This window comes from Stenotrophomonas sp. 8(2023) (genome assembly GCF_030345295.1).
GTDB classification, from domain to species: domain Bacteria; phylum Pseudomonadota; class Gammaproteobacteria; order Xanthomonadales; family Xanthomonadaceae; genus Stenotrophomonas; species Stenotrophomonas muris.
In genome coordinates, this window is record NZ_CP128404.1 from 1,911,946 (window position 1) to 1,928,011 (window position 16,066).

Consider the following 16,066-nt stretch of genomic DNA (forward strand, 5'->3'; position numbering starts at 1 on the left):
CTATCCGGTCTCCGCCATGCCCCGTGCCCCACAACGCCTGACCGACCGCAAACGCGAGGCCATCGTGCGCGCGGCGGTGGAGGAGTTCCGTGCATCGGGCTACGAGGCGACCAGCATGGACCGCATCGCCGAGGTGGCCGGGGTCTCCAAGCGCACCGTCTACAACCACTTCCCGAGCAAGGAAGCGCTGTTTTCTATGATCCTGGAGGAGCTGTGGGAACGCAGCGTGGCCAGCGACGCACTGCCGTATCGCGCGGACCAGCCGTTGCAGGCGCAGCTGCTGCAGTTGCTGGGCCAGAAGCTGGAACTGCTCAGCGATGCCAACTTCATCGACCTGGCACGGGTGGCGATGGCCGAGGTCATCCACTCACCGGAGCGGGCGCAGGCCATCGTCTGCCGCATGGGCGAGAAGGAAAGTGGGGAGAGTGCGTGGATCCGCGCAGCGATCGCCGATGGCCGGTTGCGAGAGGTTGATCCGGAATTCGCCGGCCACCAGCTGCATGGGCTGGTGAAGAGCTTCGCGTTCTGGCCGCAGGTGACGATGGGGCAGCCACCATTGACCGCGCAGGAACGCGCACGCGTCGCCGAATCGGCGGTGGCCATGTTCCTGGGTTTCTACGCGGTCTAGCTGGCGGCGAAGCGACGGAACTCGTCGGCCGGCAGCGCCGCCGAGTACAGGTAGCCCTGGCCGACATCCACGCCCAGCGCGCGCAGGTGCTGTTCCTGCGCCAGGGTTTCGGTCCCCTCGGCCACCACGATCGCGCCGCAGCGGTGCGCGACTTCGACGATGAAGCGAACGATCGACTGCGACTTGGCGTCGGACAGCGTGGCGATCAACGCCTGCTCGATCTTGACCTCGGCGATGGCCAGCTGCGAAAGCAGGATCAGGGTCGAATAGCCCGCGCCGAAATCATCCAGCGACAGGGTGACTCCGGCGGCCATCAGCTGTGCGATGTTGGCATCGACCACATCGCGCTCGACGATTTCGGTCCACTCGACGATTTCCAGGCGCAGCATCGCGCCGGGGATGTCGCGCAGCTGCAGCAGTTCCTGCAGGCGCAGGCCGAAGTCGGGCAGGCGCAGGGATTCGGCTGACACATTGACTGCGATGGTCAGCGCCGCGCCGTCCTGCCGGCAGTGCTGCAGGAAGTGCACCGCCGACTGCAGCGTGGCCCATTCCAGGTCTGCCAGCCGGCCCTGCCGGCGCAGCAGCGAGATCACCCGCATCGGTGCGATCGGCCGGCCTTCGCCATCGCGCATGCGCAGCAGCGCTTCGGCGCCGACCAGCTGGCGGTCCTGCAGGCGATGCTTGGGCTGGTAGCACAGCGGTGCGTCGCCCTGCTGCAGCCAGCGTTCGAGGGCGGCTTCGATCAGGGCGTCGATCTCGCCGTCGCGCTGGATCGGGTCGTCGAAGAACACGACGCCGGATTCGATCGCGCTCAGTGCCACGGTGATCGCGCGGAACGGAAGATGTCCTTCGTCGGCATCAACGGGGGGCTTCAATTCAACCACCGCACAACGGAACAGTGGCCGGAAGCCAGGCCAATCGCGGCCGACCCGATCGGCCAGGTTGCTGGCCAGCTCGGTGATCTGCGGTTGTATGCGCAGTTCGGACAAGGTCATGCCGCGCACCAGGATCGCCAGCGCGGCATCACCGAACTGGTAGACCTCCACGTCGTCCACCGCCAGCGATGGCAGCAACCGGTGGACGTCGGCCGGTGTATCGCTCTGCCACAGGCCGTTGTCCTGCAATGGCCCGTAGCGCAGGCGCAGATCGCGCAGGTTGCCCATCTCGGCCACGATCAGGCAGGCCTTGCCGATGCCGTCGTTGTCGCGCCAGTACCGCTGCAGGCGTTCACCGAGCGCACGCATGTTGGGCAGGCCGCTGATCGGATCGATGCGCAGCCACGCCTGTTCGCGCTGGCGCTGCGCATCGATCTGGGCATCGTTGTAGACCAGCGCGAACACTGCGCCGAGTACCAGCAGCGAGACCGGCAGTGCCAGCACACGCTGGATCGCCAGTTCGGCCACCGGTAGTTGATCGGCCCCAATGATCGCCACACCCAGCGCCAGGCCCAGAGCGGTCATCCCGATACGCACGGACCACGCCTGCAGGATCATGCGTGGCGAGAGTTCGTTGAACATGCGCGGGTGCAGGCGCCTGCGCAGCCAGACGCCGGCCACCATCTGCAACACGGCCTCGAGGCCGGCAGGCAGGAAGAACTGGGTGCCGACGAACTGGTAGCGGGCGAGCAGGGCGGCGGCCAGGCAGGCCAAGCCGCCGCGCCAGCCACCGAGCAGGCCACTGACCAGCAGGATGTCGAAGCCGAGGTGCAGCTTGACCACACCCTGGGTGTAACGGGCCACGAACCAGGAATTGAACAGGTAGATCAGGCCCAGCGCTATGCCGACATACAGGCGCCGTCCTTCCATGGCGTGCCCGGCGCGACGGGTGGCGATCAGCAGCACGCCGATCATGCCGATCACCGCCGTGGCCTGCAGCAGGTACAGCGGCAGGCTGGGCAGGGCGCTGTCCAGGACCTGGGCCGAGACCCGTGAAAGCGCATCCATAGCAGGTTCCCGCCTGTGACCGACGGCCAGTGACGAGCAGGGTAAACCACAGGCGCCTGTGCGGCCACCAAGGGCCAGGCCAAGGTCCCTGCGGTCAGTAGCGCGGGTCGGCGATGGCGGGCAGCACCAGTTCGCGCACGAAGGAGGACGGTGACAGCTGCAGCAGGGTGCGTACCATCGCCACGACATCATGGACCGGCACCAGTTCGCCGTCGCCGCGCGCTGCGGCGTCCGCTACCGGCACTGACAGTGCATCGTCGGTGTTGAGGTAGCCCAGCTGCAGGCTGGTTACCGCCAGGCGCCGATCCCGGAAGCCTTCGCGCAGCGCATCGGCGATGCCGTTGAGCGCGAACTTGGATGCGCCGAACGCCACTTCCGGGCGGCCGCTGCGCGGCAGCGCCGAGGTCGAGCCGGTCAGCACCAGCTGTGGACGTGCTGCGCCCAGTACCCTCGGCAGCAGGCGCCGCAGCAGCACCAGGGTGGCGGTGATGTTGACGTCGACCAGCTGGGCAAGCGCGGCATCGCTTTCGTCGAGGAAGGCGTACTCGTCGCTGAAGGCCGTCTCTTCCCAGATGCCCAGGTTGTGGATGAGCACATCCAGATCGGCCGGCGCCTGCGCTGCGATGTGATTGGCAGCAAGGGTGGGCTGGGACAGATCCGCTTCGATCCACTGCAGGGTGACGCCCTCGGGGCATTCAAGGTCGTGCGGGCGGCTGCGCGAAACGCCGATGACGGTGTCGCCCGCACTGCACAGGCCTTCGACGAACGCTCGACCGAGGCCCCTGCTGGCGCCGATGACCATCAATTTCATGTGGCTTCCTTGTTGTGCTGCGGCGGCCTCAGTCGGCCGCCAGAATGGTGTCCCAATCGGCGAACGCGCGCAGGCCGCTGCGTCCGGCGGTGATGATCGAGGCGGTGTTGTCGAGCTGGCAACGGTATTGCGGCTGCAGTCCGGACGCCCGCGCGGACACGGCCATGGCGTGTACCAGCTGTCGCGCGTGACCGCGACCGCGGGCCTCGGGCAGGGTCAGTACGCCCATATCGGCGAAGGCTGGATCCAGGCTCCAGGGGTACATGCTTCCCGCAGCGACCAGGCGCTCGCCGTCGAAGGCACCGAACACCTGCCAGTGATCCAGCTCGACCCATGCGGCATCGAGATCGTCCTCGCTGGCGGTGGCCTGGAACGCGTTGAACGCTGCCGCGTCGGTCGCGCCGAGGCGGCGGATATGTGGTGGGGCAGGGTGTTCGGCGAGGGCGGCGAGTGTTGCGGTGGGGAAGTAGAAGACACGATCCGCGCCGTGCGTATGCTGGCCGAGCTGCTGCAAGCGCTGTTGCAGCTGCGCCAGTGTCCAGTGCGGTTGCGCACGCAGTTGCAGGCGAGCGGCCAGGGCAGGACGCAACAGCGCTCGGGCGGGGCCCGCGACCGGCTGTAACAGCATGCCGTCCTCACCCTCATCGACATCATCGCTGCACGCCAGGTGCAGCTGCGGCCCCTGCTGCAACGTGCGCTGGCCGGCGAACACGCGCTGCCAGGCAGCATCGATCAACGGGGAAATCGCATCATCCATGACAAACGGTTCGCTCAGTGTCGGGGCAGTTCAACCTGCAGGCCTGCGGCCTTCCATTCGGGATAGCCGGCGGCCAGTCGCTGCGCGCTGAGGCCGGCTTCGCGCAGCATCATCACTGCATCGTTGGACAGCACGCAGTAGGGCCCGCGGCAGTACGCGACAATGTGGACGGCGCGCGGCAGTTCGTCCATCCGCGCGTGCAGTTCCGTAGCGGGAATGTTCAGCGCGCCGGGCAGGTGGCCCAGATCGAATTCCTCGCGCGGCCGCACGTCCAGCAGTACCACGCTGTCGCGTTGCTCCAGCAGCTGCTCGACGGTCAGCCCTTCCAGTGCATCGCGGCGCTGCAGGCTGTCGGTGAGGACGCCCTGCATTTCGCTGCGCTGGTGGTCGGCATAGTCGCGCAGCGCGGCCAGCAGGTTGGCCAGTGGGCCGTCAGCGCTGCGGTAGAGGATGCGCTTGCCGTCACGGCGGGTCTGCACCAGGCCGGCACGACGCAGCTGCTGCAGGTGCTGGGAGGTATTGGCCACCGACAGGCCGCTCAGTTCGGCCAGGCGCTCGACCGCACGCTCGCCCTGGGCGATGTGCTCCAGCAGGGCCAGGCGGTGCGGGTGGCCCAGGGTGCGGGCGATTTCGGCCAGCGCTTCCAGCGGGGACGGCGGCAGCTCGGTTGCAGCGTTCATGCCGGGCACGCTAGCATCGCTCCATCATTCAAGCAAATAATTGAAGGTGGGCGGAATGAGTGGCTGGGCGACGACATTGGTGATCGATGCGGTAGTGATCGGCGTGGGCGCGACCGCGCTGATGGATCTGTGGGCGTTGCTGCAGTGCAGGCTGCTCGGCATTCCGTCGCTGGATTTTGCGATGGTCGGCCGCTGGCTCGGCCACCTGCGGCGTGGGCGCTTCCGCCATGAGGGCATTGGTCGTTCGCTGCCGGTGGCCGGCGAGCGCGCGCTGGGGTGGACCGCGCATTACGTGATCGGTGTGGTCTTCGCCGCGGTGTTGCTGGCCGTGGTCGGGAACGGTTGGGTGCAGGCACCGACCCTGTGGCCGGCGCTGGCCTTCGGCATTCTCAGCGTTGCCGCGCCGTTCTTCATCCTGCAGCCGGGCATGGGCGCCGGCATTGCCGCTTCGAAGACCCCGGCGCCTGGCAAGGCGCGGCTGCGCAGCCTGGTGGCACACAGCGTGTTCGGCGCAGGCATGTACCTTTCCGCGCTGCTGTTGGCCGGGGTCCGTGCAGGATGAGCGAGAATCCGTAGGGTCACCGGCACCAGGAACATCCCGCCATGGAAGCACCCGATCCTTTCACTGATGGCATGCCGCTGCCGTGGGCGTGGCGGGAAACATTGGCCGATGCGCGAATCGAGCGACAGTCGATCGGCCTATCGCGTGCGGACGTTGCCCGCGTGCATCGTCCGGGGCAGGCCGATGCCTTCCTGAAATCGGAAGTGATAGACACCTTCAGTGAGTTGGGCGATGAGATCGCGCGCCTGCGCTGGCTGCAGGCGCAGGGCCAGCCGGCACCAACGGTAACTGCCACCGCCGAAGAAGCGGGCCGGCGCTGGTTGCTGATGAGCGCGCTGCCCGGCCGCGACCTGGCCTCGTCGCCTGAGCTTCCGCCCCAGCGCCTGGTGGAACTGCTGGCCGATGCGCTGCGGGGCCTGCATGCCATACCGGTGGCGGCCTGTCCGTTCGACCAGCGGCTGGCCTCGCGCCTGCAGGCCGCGCAGGCACGGGTCGAGGCGGGCCTGGTCGACGCCGATGACTTCGATGACGAGCGCCTGGGGCAGAGCGCACAGCAGGTGTTCGCCGAACTGCGCGCTACCCGGCCCAATCACGAGGATCTGGTGGTCAGCCACGGCGACGCCTGCCTGCCGAACCTGCTGGCAGCCGAAGGCCGTTTCAGCGGCTTCATCGACTGTGGCCGGCTGGGTGTGGCCGATCGCTACCAGGATCTGGCGCTCGCCGCGCGCAGCCTGGTCCACAACTTCAGCGACACGCGCTGGGTCGCGCCGCTGTTTCGGCGCTATGGCGTTGTGCCCGACGAACGGCGGCTGGCGTTCTACCGTCTTCTCGACGAGTTCTTCTGAAACCGCACAGGGCAGCGTAGGGCAGGGCTGAACGGCACCCTGCCAGCGGATGCGCGCGCCCTTAAAAATGGACGAACGTTCGTTCACTATTTGTGGCATGAACCGAACCGACCGCAACGGGCAACGCATCGCGCAGATCCTGCAGGCCGCCCTGCAGTGCTTTCTCGTGAAGGGCTTCCACCAGACCAGCATGCGTGACATCGCGCAGGCGGCCGGCGTCAGCCTCGGCAATCTCTACAACCACTTCCCGGGCAAGGAGGCGATCATCCTTGCGGTGGCCGTGGCCGAAGGCGAGGAACTGGCACCGTTGCTGCAGCGACTGGCCGCGTCCGATGGCGAGCGCGCACGGGTGCTGGTTTTCCTTCAGGACTTCCACGCACTGTGCCGGCAACCGGAGTGGGCAACGCTCGCCGTCGAAGTGCTGGCCGAGAGCGCACGCAATCCGGCCGTGGCCGAGGCATTTGCGGCCAATCGCAGGCAATTGCAGGCGACGCTGGCCGAAGCCCTGCAGCAGGTGGCACGGCGCGAACGTCGGCGCCCCGTGCTGGCCCCGGCACTGCAGGCACAGGTGCTGCTGGATGCCATCGAAAGCGATGCCCTGCGCCGAGGGCTGGGCGAAGCCGGGGGCACCGATGAGGCATCGCTGGATCTCGGCCTGCTTGCGCTGCTGCTGGGCGCACGCGCATGAGCGCCGTCGACCGGCGACTGCACGGCGTTGATCTGGCGCGTTACCTGGCCTTGGCCGGCATGGTGCTGGTCAACTTCCGCCTGGCGATGGCCGTGCCGGCAGAGGGCGCCGGATGGTTGGCAGGCGTCTTCCACTTTCTGGAAGGCAAGGCTTCGGCGACGTTCGTTACGCTGGCCGGGTTGGGCCTGGTACTGGGCGCGCATCGGCAGGGTTGGTGGCCGGCCAGTGTGCAGACCTGGCGGCGCGCACTGTTCCTGCTGGTGCTGGGCCTGCTCAACCTGACGCTGTTCCCGGCCGATATCCTGCATTACTACGCGGTGTATTTCGCGCTGGCCGTGCTGTGGCTGCGGGCCTCGCCGCGGGTGTTGCTGGCCAGCATCGTGGGGATCGCGGCCTGTTCGTTCTGGGCGTTGCTGCACTGGGACTACAGCCAGGGATGGAACTGGCAGACGCTGGAATACGCCGGTCTGTGGCAATGGCCGGGCGCGGCCCGCAACCTGCTGTTCAACGGGTTCCATCCGCTGCTGCCGTGGCTGTGCTTCTTCCTGCTGGGCATGCTGCTGGCGCGGCTGCAACTGTCGCAACCGCGGGTCCAGCGCGCGCTGCTGGTGCTGGGCCTGATGCTGATCGTGGCTGGACATGGCGTGCAGCAGCTTGCGCAGGGAACGCCCTGGCAGGCGTGGCTGGGAACGCAGCCGATGCCACCGGGACCGGCCTACGTACTCACAGGCGCGGGCGCGGCCTGCAGTGTCATTGCAGCCTGCCTGTGGCTGACGCGTGTACGACCGGGTGACTGGCTGGAACCGCTCACCGCGGCCGGGCGCATGACCCTGACCCTGTACGTCGGCCATATCCTGCTGGGCATGGGCACGTTGGAAAGCCTGGGCCTGCTTGATGGCAGAGCGTCGCTCGCGTCGGTGCTGCTGTGGGCATTGTTGTTCCTGATGCTGGCCACGGGCGCAGCGTGGCTGTGGTCCTGGCGGTTCGCGCGGGGCCCATTGGAAGCGGTGATGCGACGCGTCGCCGGCTAGCACTTTGGTCGCGCAGGCACGATGTTGTGACGGACATGTCTGTGTCGCGGCCCGCGCATCTGCGATAGTGGCGGCAGGTAATACTCTCCGCTTGCATCCATGTCATTCGCTTCGGCGCAGCATCTCGGCGAAGTCCTTCAGCAGTCCTATGGCATCACCGCCAATGCCGTGGTGCCACGCCCGGTTGGCGCCGATGCCAACGCCAGTGTGTATCGCATCGATGCACGGCGCGGGCAATGGTGGTTGAAGTGCCGCAGTTACCAGGTTGCCCCTGCCGTCTGGGACACCCTGCATTGGCTGCGCGGCACGCTGGGCATCGAGGAAATCGTCGCGCCCTGGCCGGCCCTGACCGGTGGAGCGTCAGTGCAGCGCTGGGGCCTGCAGTTCACCCTGTTCCCGTATGTGGAAGGCCAGTCCGGCTTCGAGGCGGCGTTGAGCCGCACGCAGTGGCAACGATTGGGCGAGGTGCTGCGGCGCCTGCACGAGGCGTGCCCGCCACCGGCGCTGCAGAAGGCGCTGCCGAGCCTGCGGATGGAAACCGCGGCGCTTGATACGGTCGGGCAATGGCTGGCCGGCGAGGGCCTGGCGGCCGCCAGGGATGGGCTGGGCCGGGCCTTCGTATCCGTCTGGGACCAGCAGCATGCGCGCATCGCGGCGCTGCATGCGCAGGCACTGCAGCTGCACGCGGCGTTGCAGGATGTCCCGGTGCGGCTGCACCTGTGCCACACCGACCTGCATGCCGGCAATCTGCTGATGGGCAATGACGGCAGCCTGCACCTGATCGATTGGGATGGCCTGTCGCTGGCCCCGCGCGAGCGCGACCTGATGTTCATCGGTGGCGCGGTCGGTGGGCGCTGGGGGCGCGAGAACCCGTTGGGATTCGAGGAAGGCTATGGCAGTGACCGCGGCGATCCACGCTGGATCGCCTGGTACCGGCACTGGCGCATCCTGCAGGACCTGATCGAGTTCCAGCAGGTCCTGCTGGGCAGCGATGGAGAGGACCGTTCGCCGCAGCTGCGCCGGCAGTCGCTGCATTTCCTCAGCGAACAGTTCGCACCGGGCAATGTATTCGACGCGGCAGAGCGGGTGTATCGCGCGCTGTAGATCCACGCCATGCGTGCATGGCATTTTCTACGATGAATCCTCATGCCGCGCGATGAGTCGAGCATGGCTCGGCTCTACGGGGGGCCGCGGTGTCTGCGCGGGGTGTGGATCTACTCTGCGGGCTTGGCCGCTGCAGAGGCCGCAGCGCTTGCAGCGCGGCGTGACAGCACGGCTTCGCGGTGGGCGATGTAGGCGTTGGCGGCGAGGATGATGCCGGCACCGATGATCGTCCAGCGGTCCACCGTTTCGTTGAACAGCAGCCAGCCGAACAGCGTTACCAGTGGCAGCTGCAGGAAGCTGATCGGGGTCAGGGCGGAGACTTCGCCCAGCCGTAGCGCGCGGGTCCACAACAGCTGGCCGACGGTGCCGAGCACGCCGGTGGCCAGCAGCCACAGCCAGGCCGACCCGGTCGGCCAGACCCAGACGAACAGCGCCGGCACCAGCGACAGCGGCACCCAGAACACGTAGGTATAGAGCACCACGGTATCGGCACTGTCGACGCGGGTCAGCTGCTTGATCTGGATCGCCACCAGCGAGCTGAGTCCCGCCGCACCCACCGCGACCAGGCTGCCGGCGGTGAAGCCGGCGGTGCCGGGACGCACGATCACCAGCACGCCGATGAAGCCGACCACGACCGCGGCCCAGCGGCGCACGCGCACGGTTTCACCCAGCCACAGCACGGCGGCAATGGTGACGAACAGCGGCGTGGAATAGGAGAGCGAAACCGCCTGCGCCAACGGCAGGTGACCCAGCGCCCAGAATGCGCACAGCATCGAGCCCAGGCCGATTGCACTGCGCACGAAATAGCGTGGCAGCTGCTGCGTCTTCAAGGGCGCACGGCCGGGCCGCAGCAGCATCGGCAGCAGCGCCAGCAGACCGAAGGCGTTGCGGAAGAACGCCACTTCCTGGGTGGGCACGTAGCGCGTGGCATAGCGGATCGCCACCGCCATCAGGCCGAACGCCATCGTGCTGCCGAGCATCAGCAGCGCCGCCCGCATCGGGGTGGCGCTGGGGAAAAGGGTAGGGCTGTTCACCACTGTGCGCCGAGCAGGCGGGGCTCCGGTTCGATCGGCACGCCGAACTTCTCCAGCACCGAGGCCGAGATGCGGCGCGCCAGCGCCAGCAGTTCAGCGCCGCTGGCATTGCCGTGGTTGACCAGCACCAGCGCGTGGCTGGGAGCCACGCCGGCATCGCCGTCGCGGAAGCCCTTCCAGCCGCAGGATTCGATCATCCAGGCCGCCGAGACCTTGCGCTTGTCGTCCTGCTCGGCCGGGAACACCGGCAGGTCGGGGAAATGCTGCAGCAGCACGTCGACCTGCTCCAGCGGCAGCACCGGGTTCTTGAAGAAGCTGCCGGCATTGCCGAGTACCTCCGGGTCGGGCAGCTTGCGGCGGCGGATCGCGATCACCGCATTGGCCACGTCCACCGCGCCCGGCAGCTCCACGCCCTGCGCCTGCAGCTCTTCGCGGATGCCGGCGTAGTCCATGCGCAGATCGTGCAGCAGTGGCAGTTTCAGTTCGATGGCGGTGATCAGGTAGCGATCGGGCTGTTGCTTGAACACGCTGTCGCGGTAGGCGAAACCACACTGTTCGTTATCCAGGCGCACCCAGGCCTGCTCCTGGCAGTCCCAGGCTTCGACCGCCTGGATGAACTCGCCGACCTGCGCGCCATAGGCGCCGATGTTCTGGATCGGTGCGGCACCGGCGGTGCCGGGAATCAGCGCCAGGTTTTCCAGGCCGGACAGGCCTTCCTGCAGCGACCACATCACCAGGCCATGCCAGGGCACGCCGGCGCCGGCGCGGATCACGGCATGGTCGGCGCGGTGTTCAAGGAAACTGATGTCGCGGTTGCCGAACACCAGCACGGTACCGGGCAGGTCCTCGGCGATCAGGACGTTGCTGCCGGCACCCAGCACCAGCAGTGGGCCGTTGGCCACCTCGGGCAGTGCCAGCACCTCCGGCAGCAGCGCGGCATCGTGCAGTTCCAGCAGCTGTTCCGCATTGGCCTGCACGTGGAAGGTGTTCAGTCCCTGCAGCGGCGCATTTTGGGTGAGCGTCCAGCGCAGCGGCGCGTTGCCGTCGATGGTGTCCATGGGCGCGCTCACAGTGGGGCCACCGCGCCGCGGCTGGGCGCTTCGCGGCGGCGACGGATCGCCTCCACGCATTCGGAAACCAGCGCCGGTCCACGGAAGATCAGGCCGCTGTAGCACTGCACCAGCGCGGCACCGGCCGCCATCTTGGCCACGGCATCGGCACCGGACAGGATGCCGCCGACGCCGACCAAGGGCACCGACTCGGGCAGGCGCGAGCGCAGGCGGCGCAGCACCAGCGTGGACTGCTCCAGCACCGGCGCACCGGACAGGCCACCGGCCTCGTTGGCCAGCGGATCGCCGGCCACCTTGCTGTGGTCGATGGTGGTGTTGGTGGCGATCACGCCGTCCACCTGCAGCTCGCCCAGCACGCGGGCGGCGGCATCGATGTCGCGCTCGCTGAGGTCCGGTGCCACCTTCACCAGCATCGGCACGCGGCGGCCGTGGCGAGCCGCGAGCTCTTCCTGGCGGTCACGCAGTTGGCTGACCAGCTGGCGCAGCGCGGTTTCTTCCTGCAGCTCACGCAGGCCGGCGGTGTTGGGCGAGGAAATGTTGACAGTGATGTAGTCGGCCAGCGGGTACACCTTGTCCAGGCAGGCGATGTAATCGTCCACGGCCTGTTCGTTGGGGGTGTCCTTGTTCTTGCCGATGTTGATGCCGAGCAGGCCGCGGCGGTTGCGCGCGCGCTCGACGTTGCGCACCAGTGCGTCCACGCCTGCATTGTTGAAGCCCATGCGGTTGATGATCGCGTTGTGTTCCGGCAGGCGGAACAGGCGCGGCTGCGGATTGCCGGCCTGCGGGCGCGGGGTGATCGTGCCGATTTCGACGAAGCCGAAGCCGAGCGCGAACAATGCATCGATGTGCTCCCCGTTCTTGTCCAGGCCGGCGGCCAGGCCGACCGGGTTGGGGAACGTCAGCCCGAACACCGTGCTGGGCATCGGCGCGATGCGTGCGGCCAGCAGCGGCGTGGTGCCGGTGCGATAGGCCAGGTCCAGTGCGGACAGGCCGAGGCCGTGGGCGCGCTCGGCGTCGAGCGAGAACAGGAAGGGGCGGGCAAGCGAATACATGCGTCGGTTCAGTCCAGCGTGCCGAGGAAGGCTCGGGTTCGATATTCAAAAGCGACCTGGCCGTCGACCGCGTGGGTGGCGAACAGGTGCTGCAGAGCGTCGATCATCGGTGCGTGGCGCGGATGACCGGGTTGAGGGGCGTAGGAGGAGGACAGCAGGCGCCCGCGCAGGGCGTCGAAGTCCAGGTGCTGCACGTTCGGCAGCTCCACCCTGCCGCGCAGGCCAGCGCCGAACCAGGCCTGCATGGTGGCGTCGTCCTGGTAGCGCTCGGCCACGGCGGTGTAGTCGGTGCCGTAGTCCAGCAGCAGCTGTTCGTAGCCGATCAGGAACGGACTGGCATCGAGCAGGCGAGAATTCCAGTAGATGAGGGCCTGGCCGCCGGGGCGCAGGATGCGCTGCCACTCGGCGCGTACCGCCACGGTGTCGAACCAATGGAAGGCCTGCGCGACGCTGACCAGATCGATGCTGGCATCGTCCAGCGCGGTGGCCTCGGCGCGGCCGTCCACCGCACGGAACTGCGGGTACTGCGGTGCCAGCCATTCTTCGGCCGCGCCCCGCATGGCCGCATTGGGCTCAACCGCGACAACAGGATGGCCGCTGGCCAGGAACAGGCGGCTGGAAATGCCGGTACCGGCGCCGATGTCAGCCACACGCGCCTGCTGGCTGACACCCATCGGGCCATGCAGCCACTCCAGCAGCGCGGGTGGGTAGTCGGGCCGGTAGCGGACGTAGTCGGCGACGCGGCTGCTGAAGCGTTCAGTGCTGTCGGAGGCGGTCATGGCGTCAGTTCGACACCGCCGCCAGCCACGCCAGGCCGCCGAAGAACAGGATGAAGACCACGATGGCGGCAAGTGCCGCGCCGACCATGACCCAGCCCAGCACCAGGCCGGTGACGGCCAGGCCATCGCCTTCCAGTTCGTGCGGGCGGCGGCGGATTTCGGCGCGGGCCATGTGGCCGGTGATGATGGCGACGATGCTGGCCACGAAGGGCAGGACGGTCCAGCTGGCGATGCCCATGACCAGGCTGACCACGGCCAGGGCGCTTGTCTGTCGGGGTGCCACGCTCATCGGGGTCCTCCTTGGCAGTGTGCACATGATAGTGCCTCTGCCCCGGCAATCCCATGCCCGGCGGATGCGATGGCAGGCGTCGACCCTGGCCGGCGAATGGGATTTCGGCCCTGGTAGGCGTCGACCTTGGTCGACGAAAGGGATTTCGGCCTTGGCAGGCGTCGACCTTGGTCGACGAAAGGGATATCGGCCCTGGTAGGCGTCGACCTTGGTCGACGAAAGGCATGCCAACCAGGCTTGGCGGCTACCGAAGTGCCGGTATCAGCCCATCAACACCTGGCCGCCATCCACATTGAGCACGCTACCGGTGACCCAGCGCGCCAGCGGCGAGCACAGGAACAGCGCGGCGTCGGCGATCTCGCGCGGGTGGCCGAAGCGGCCGAACGGAATCTTCGCCAGGGTGCCGTGGTACAGCGCGGGATCCTCGACGCGACGACGGTCCCAGAGGCCGTCATCGAACTCGATCGAGCCCGGGGCGATGGCATTGACCCGGATCCGGTCCTTGGCCAGCGCCAGCGCCTGTGACGTGGTGTAGTGCGAAAGTGCCGCCTTGGCAGCGGCGTAGGGCGCGCCACCGGGGCGCGGCTGCTGCGCGGCAATCGACGACAGATTGAGGATGCAGGCGTCGCTGGAGGCACGCAGCCATGGCAGTGCCAGACGCGAGGCACGCACGGCCGCCATCAGGTCGATCTGCAGGCTGGCCGCCCAGCCGTCCTCGTCGTCGGCCATGCCGTAGCCGGTGGCATTGTTGACCAGTACATCGATACCGCCGAGGGCATCGGCGGCGGCCTGCAGCCAGGCCTGGATCTGGCCGGGATCGGCCAGATCGGTGGAAAACGCGTGCAGTTCGAAGCCCTGCGCCCGTGCATCGGCACGCAGGGCATCCAGGCCGGCCTGGCCGCGGGCGCAGACCGAGACCTGTGCGCCGGCGCCGGCAAAGGCCAGCGCCATTTCACGGCCAATGCCCTTGCTGCCGCCGGCGATGAGCACGCGGCGGCCGCTGAAATCGAGGGTCGGAGCCCCTGCGGGGATCCGACCCCTCGCTGGGGCCAGATCCCCGGAGGGGCTCTGACCCACGGACGTGTCCTCGTCGTTCGCCATCACAGGTCGAACTTGATGCCCTGGGCCAGCGGCAGCGAATCCGAATAGTTGATGGTGTTGGTCTGGCGGCGCATGTAGACCTTCCACGCATCCGAACCGGATTCGCGGCCACCGCCGGTGTCCTTCTCGCCACCGAAGGCGCCGCCGATCTCCGCACCGGACGTGCCGATGTTGATGTTGGCGATGCCGCAGTCGCTGCCGGCGGCCGACAGGAACTTCTCGGCAGTCTTCAGGTTCTGGGTGAAGATCGAGGACGACAGGCCCTGCGGCACGCCGTTCTGCATGTCGATGGCTTCATCGAGGGTGTCGTACGGCATCACGTACAGGATCGGCGCGAAGGTCTCGTGCTGGACCACGGCGTCGCTGTTCTTCAGGCCGGAGACGATGGCCGGCAACACGAAGTTGCCCGGGCGGTCGATGCGGCTGCCACCGGTTTCGATGGTGCCGCCGGCCGCCTTGGCCTGGGCGATCGCATCGAGGAACTGCTGCACGGCGCCTTCGCTGTTCAGCGGGCCCATCAGGTTGGCCGCATCGGTCGGGTCGCCGATCTTGCCTTCCACCTGCTTGTAGGCCTTGACCAGGGTGGCCAGCACGTCGGCGTAGATCGAGCGGTGCACGATCAGGCGGCGGGTGGTGGTGCAGCGCTGGCCGGCGGTGCCGACAGCGCCGAACACGATGCCCGGCACGGCCAGCTTCAGGTCGGCGGTTTCGTCCAGGATGATGGCGTTGTTGCCGCCGAGTTCCAGCAGGCAGCGGCCGAGGCGGCGCGCGACCTTCTCGTTGACGGTGCGGCCGACCTGGGTCGAGCCGGTGAAGCTGATCAGCGGCACGCGGCGGTCATCGACCATCTTTTCCGACAGCGCGGTGCCGGCATCGTTGATCAGGAAGAAGATGTCCGGGAAGCCGGCTTCGCGCAGGGCGTCGTTGCAGATCTTCAGCGAGGCGATGGCGGTCAGCGGCGTCTTGTTGGACGGCTTCCAGATGCACACGTCGCCACAGATGGCGGCCAGGAACGAGTTCCAGCTCCACACCGCGACCGGGAAGTTGAAGGCCGAGATGATGCCGACCAGGCCCAGCGGGTGGTACTGCTCGTACATGCGGTGGCCGGGGCGCTCGGAATGCATGGTGTAGCCGTACAGCATGCGGCTCTGGCCCACGGCGAAATCGGCGATGTCGATCATCTCCTGCACTTCGCCATCGCCTTCCGGCTTGCTCTTGCCCATTTCCAGCGCAACCAGCGAACCCAGGGCGTCCTTGTGCCTGCGCAGTGCTTCACCGCACAGGCGCACGGCTTCACCGCGGCGCGGGGCCGGCGTGGTGCGCCAGACCTTGAAGGCTTCCTGGGCGCGGGCCACGACGGTCTCGTACTCGGCCTCGGTGGTCGCGCGGACCTGCGCGATCGGCTCGCCGGTGGTCGGGTTGACCGGGGTGATCAGCTCACCGCTGGTCGCGCTCGACCACTCCCCGTTGCCCAGGTACGTGCCAGCGTTGATCGCGTCCAGGCCAAGGGACTTGAGCAGCTCGGAAGACATGCAGACTCCTGTATTTCGTTACGTTGTTTGGCGCCATCGCGGGCAGGTGGGGGACGCGATGAACTGAATCGCCGATGGTAGCAGAGCGCCCCGATCGGCCATGGTGCAACGCGCCAGCCAGGCCCGGCCGAACATGAATGCTTGGAGGGCAGGGCACGTT

Annotated in this window: 17 protein-coding genes; 6 read left to right on the top strand and 11 right to left on the bottom strand. The window is 67.7% G+C overall.

Features of this window, described 5'->3' with window-relative positions; genetic code table 11:
- Positions 1 to 16 precede the first annotated feature (16 nt).
- Positions 17 to 628, top strand: coding sequence for a TetR/AcrR family transcriptional regulator (locus QP609_RS08970; RefSeq protein ID WP_014646907.1), 612 nt, complete (start codon positions 17 to 19; stop codon positions 626 to 628).
- On the opposite strand, the gene QP609_RS08975 is transcribed toward QP609_RS08970, so the two are convergent.
- From QP609_RS08975 to QP609_RS08990, 4 genes are all read right to left on the bottom strand, one after another.
- Complete coding sequence (locus QP609_RS08975) at positions 625 to 2,571, bottom strand: EAL domain-containing protein (protein WP_289213942.1); 1,947 nt, start codon at positions 2,569 to 2,571, stop codon at positions 625 to 627. The genes QP609_RS08970 and QP609_RS08975 overlap by 4 nt on opposite strands.
- A 94-nt stretch (positions 2,572 to 2,665) precedes the next feature.
- Positions 2,666 to 3,382 (bottom strand): SDR family oxidoreductase, encoded by a 717-nt coding sequence (locus QP609_RS08980; RefSeq protein WP_197620950.1) that lies wholly within the window; start codon positions 3,380 to 3,382, stop codon positions 2,666 to 2,668.
- A gap of 28 nt (positions 3,383 to 3,410) precedes the next feature.
- Positions 3,411 to 4,139 carry a GNAT family N-acetyltransferase gene (locus tag QP609_RS08985; RefSeq protein WP_046430294.1) on the bottom strand — a complete coding sequence of 243 codons (729 nt, stop codon included), beginning with the start codon at positions 4,137 to 4,139 and terminating at the stop codon, positions 3,411 to 3,413.
- A 14-nt stretch (positions 4,140 to 4,153) separates the two neighbouring features.
- Positions 4,154 to 4,819 (bottom strand): metalloregulator ArsR/SmtB family transcription factor, encoded by a 666-nt coding sequence (locus tag QP609_RS08990; RefSeq protein WP_032959997.1) that lies wholly within the window; start codon positions 4,817 to 4,819, stop codon positions 4,154 to 4,156.
- Between the two features lie 55 nt (positions 4,820 to 4,874).
- Here QP609_RS08990 and QP609_RS08995 point away from each other — a divergent pair, with 55 nt between their 5' ends.
- The 5 genes from QP609_RS08995 to QP609_RS09015 all read left to right on the top strand — a co-directional run bounded on the left by QP609_RS08995 (position 4,875) and on the right by QP609_RS09015 (position 9,049).
- Complete coding sequence (locus tag QP609_RS08995; RefSeq protein WP_053494450.1) at positions 4,875 to 5,381, top strand: DUF2938 domain-containing protein; 507 nt, start codon at positions 4,875 to 4,877, stop codon at positions 5,379 to 5,381.
- Positions 5,382 to 5,422: 41 nt separating this feature from the next.
- Positions 5,423 to 6,226 (top strand): APH(3')-II family aminoglycoside O-phosphotransferase, encoded by an 804-nt coding sequence (locus QP609_RS09000; protein ID WP_197620951.1) that lies wholly within the window; start codon positions 5,423 to 5,425, stop codon positions 6,224 to 6,226.
- Between the two features lie 97 nt (positions 6,227 to 6,323).
- Positions 6,324 to 6,914: a TetR/AcrR family transcriptional regulator gene (locus QP609_RS09005; protein WP_049440788.1), complete on the top strand. Its 591-nt coding sequence runs from the start codon at positions 6,324 to 6,326 to the stop codon at positions 6,912 to 6,914.
- Positions 6,911 to 7,945, top strand: a complete 1,035-nt coding sequence (locus tag QP609_RS09010) for a DUF418 domain-containing protein (protein WP_197620952.1) — start codon at positions 6,911 to 6,913, stop codon at positions 7,943 to 7,945. Before QP609_RS09005 ends, QP609_RS09010 begins: the two co-directional genes overlap by 4 nt.
- A 99-nt stretch (positions 7,946 to 8,044) precedes the next feature.
- Positions 8,045 to 9,049 (top strand): aminoglycoside phosphotransferase family protein, encoded by a 1,005-nt coding sequence (locus tag QP609_RS09015; protein WP_069117049.1) that lies wholly within the window; start codon positions 8,045 to 8,047, stop codon positions 9,047 to 9,049.
- A gap of 110 nt (positions 9,050 to 9,159) precedes the next feature.
- Here QP609_RS09015 and QP609_RS09020 read toward each other — a convergent pair whose 3' ends face one another.
- The 7 genes from QP609_RS09020 to QP609_RS09050 form a co-directional block, all read right to left on the bottom strand.
- Positions 9,160 to 10,047, bottom strand: a complete 888-nt coding sequence (locus QP609_RS09020; protein ID WP_197621001.1) for a DMT family transporter — start codon at positions 10,045 to 10,047, stop codon at positions 9,160 to 9,162.
- A gap of 32 nt (positions 10,048 to 10,079) precedes the next feature.
- Positions 10,080 to 11,141, bottom strand: a complete 1,062-nt coding sequence (gene murB / locus QP609_RS09025) for a UDP-N-acetylmuramate dehydrogenase (protein ID WP_069117045.1) — start codon at positions 11,139 to 11,141, stop codon at positions 10,080 to 10,082.
- Positions 11,142 to 11,149: 8 nt separating this feature from the next.
- A complete protein-coding gene (locus tag QP609_RS09030) occupies positions 11,150 to 12,205 on the bottom strand; it encodes a quinone-dependent dihydroorotate dehydrogenase (protein WP_049471279.1) in 1,056 nt (351 codons plus the stop codon).
- Between the two features lie 8 nt (positions 12,206 to 12,213).
- Positions 12,214 to 12,984, bottom strand: coding sequence for a class I SAM-dependent methyltransferase (locus QP609_RS09035; protein ID WP_046430316.1), 771 nt, complete (start codon positions 12,982 to 12,984; stop codon positions 12,214 to 12,216).
- Between the two features lie 4 nt (positions 12,985 to 12,988).
- Positions 12,989 to 13,273 carry a DUF4190 domain-containing protein gene (locus QP609_RS09040; RefSeq protein WP_014646921.1) on the bottom strand — a complete coding sequence of 95 codons (285 nt, stop codon included), beginning with the start codon at positions 13,271 to 13,273 and terminating at the stop codon, positions 12,989 to 12,991.
- A gap of 261 nt (positions 13,274 to 13,534) precedes the next feature.
- Positions 13,535 to 14,374, bottom strand: coding sequence for an SDR family NAD(P)-dependent oxidoreductase (locus tag QP609_RS09045; protein WP_197602826.1), 840 nt, complete (start codon positions 14,372 to 14,374; stop codon positions 13,535 to 13,537).
- On the bottom strand, positions 14,374 to 15,906 hold the full coding sequence (locus QP609_RS09050) for an aldehyde dehydrogenase family protein (protein WP_014646923.1): 1,533 nt from the start codon (positions 15,904 to 15,906) through the stop codon (positions 14,374 to 14,376). The genes QP609_RS09045 and QP609_RS09050 overlap by 1 nt, the downstream gene beginning before the upstream one ends.
- Positions 15,907 to 16,066: the final 160 nt, after the last annotated feature.

Coding starts and splice junctions, on each gene's coding strand:
- QP609_RS09030 (WP_049471279.1), bottom strand. CDS start 12,205: ATGTATTCGCTTGCCCGCCCCTTCCTGTTCTCGCTCGACGCCGAGCGC.
- QP609_RS08985 (WP_046430294.1), bottom strand. CDS start 4,139: ATGGATGATGCGATTTCCCCGTTGATCGATGCTGCCTGGCAGCGCGTG.
- QP609_RS09005 (WP_049440788.1), top strand. CDS start 6,324: ATGAACCGAACCGACCGCAACGGGCAACGCATCGCGCAGATCCTGCAG.
- QP609_RS09050 (WP_014646923.1), bottom strand. CDS start 15,906: ATGTCTTCCGAGCTGCTCAAGTCCCTTGGCCTGGACGCGATCAACGCT.
- QP609_RS09045 (WP_197602826.1), bottom strand. CDS start 14,374: ATGGCGAACGACGAGGACACGTCCGTGGGTCAGAGCCCCTCCGGGGAT.
- QP609_RS09000 (WP_197620951.1), top strand. CDS start 5,423: ATGGAAGCACCCGATCCTTTCACTGATGGCATGCCGCTGCCGTGGGCG.
- QP609_RS08995 (WP_053494450.1), top strand. CDS start 4,875: ATGAGTGGCTGGGCGACGACATTGGTGATCGATGCGGTAGTGATCGGC.
- QP609_RS08980 (WP_197620950.1), bottom strand. CDS start 3,382: ATGAAATTGATGGTCATCGGCGCCAGCAGGGGCCTCGGTCGAGCGTTC.
- QP609_RS08975 (WP_289213942.1), bottom strand. CDS start 2,571: ATGGATGCGCTTTCACGGGTCTCGGCCCAGGTCCTGGACAGCGCCCTG.
- murB (WP_069117045.1), bottom strand. CDS start 11,141: ATGGACACCATCGACGGCAACGCGCCGCTGCGCTGGACGCTCACCCAA.
- QP609_RS08970 (WP_014646907.1), top strand. CDS start 17: ATGCCCCGTGCCCCACAACGCCTGACCGACCGCAAACGCGAGGCCATC.
- QP609_RS09040 (WP_014646921.1), bottom strand. CDS start 13,273: ATGAGCGTGGCACCCCGACAGACAAGCGCCCTGGCCGTGGTCAGCCTG.
- QP609_RS09035 (WP_046430316.1), bottom strand. CDS start 12,984: ATGACCGCCTCCGACAGCACTGAACGCTTCAGCAGCCGCGTCGCCGAC.
- QP609_RS08990 (WP_032959997.1), bottom strand. CDS start 4,819: ATGAACGCTGCAACCGAGCTGCCGCCGTCCCCGCTGGAAGCGCTGGCC.
- QP609_RS09020 (WP_197621001.1), bottom strand. CDS start 10,047: ATGCGGGCGGCGCTGCTGATGCTCGGCAGCACGATGGCGTTCGGCCTG.
- QP609_RS09010 (WP_197620952.1), top strand. CDS start 6,911: ATGAGCGCCGTCGACCGGCGACTGCACGGCGTTGATCTGGCGCGTTAC.
- QP609_RS09015 (WP_069117049.1), top strand. CDS start 8,045: ATGTCATTCGCTTCGGCGCAGCATCTCGGCGAAGTCCTTCAGCAGTCC.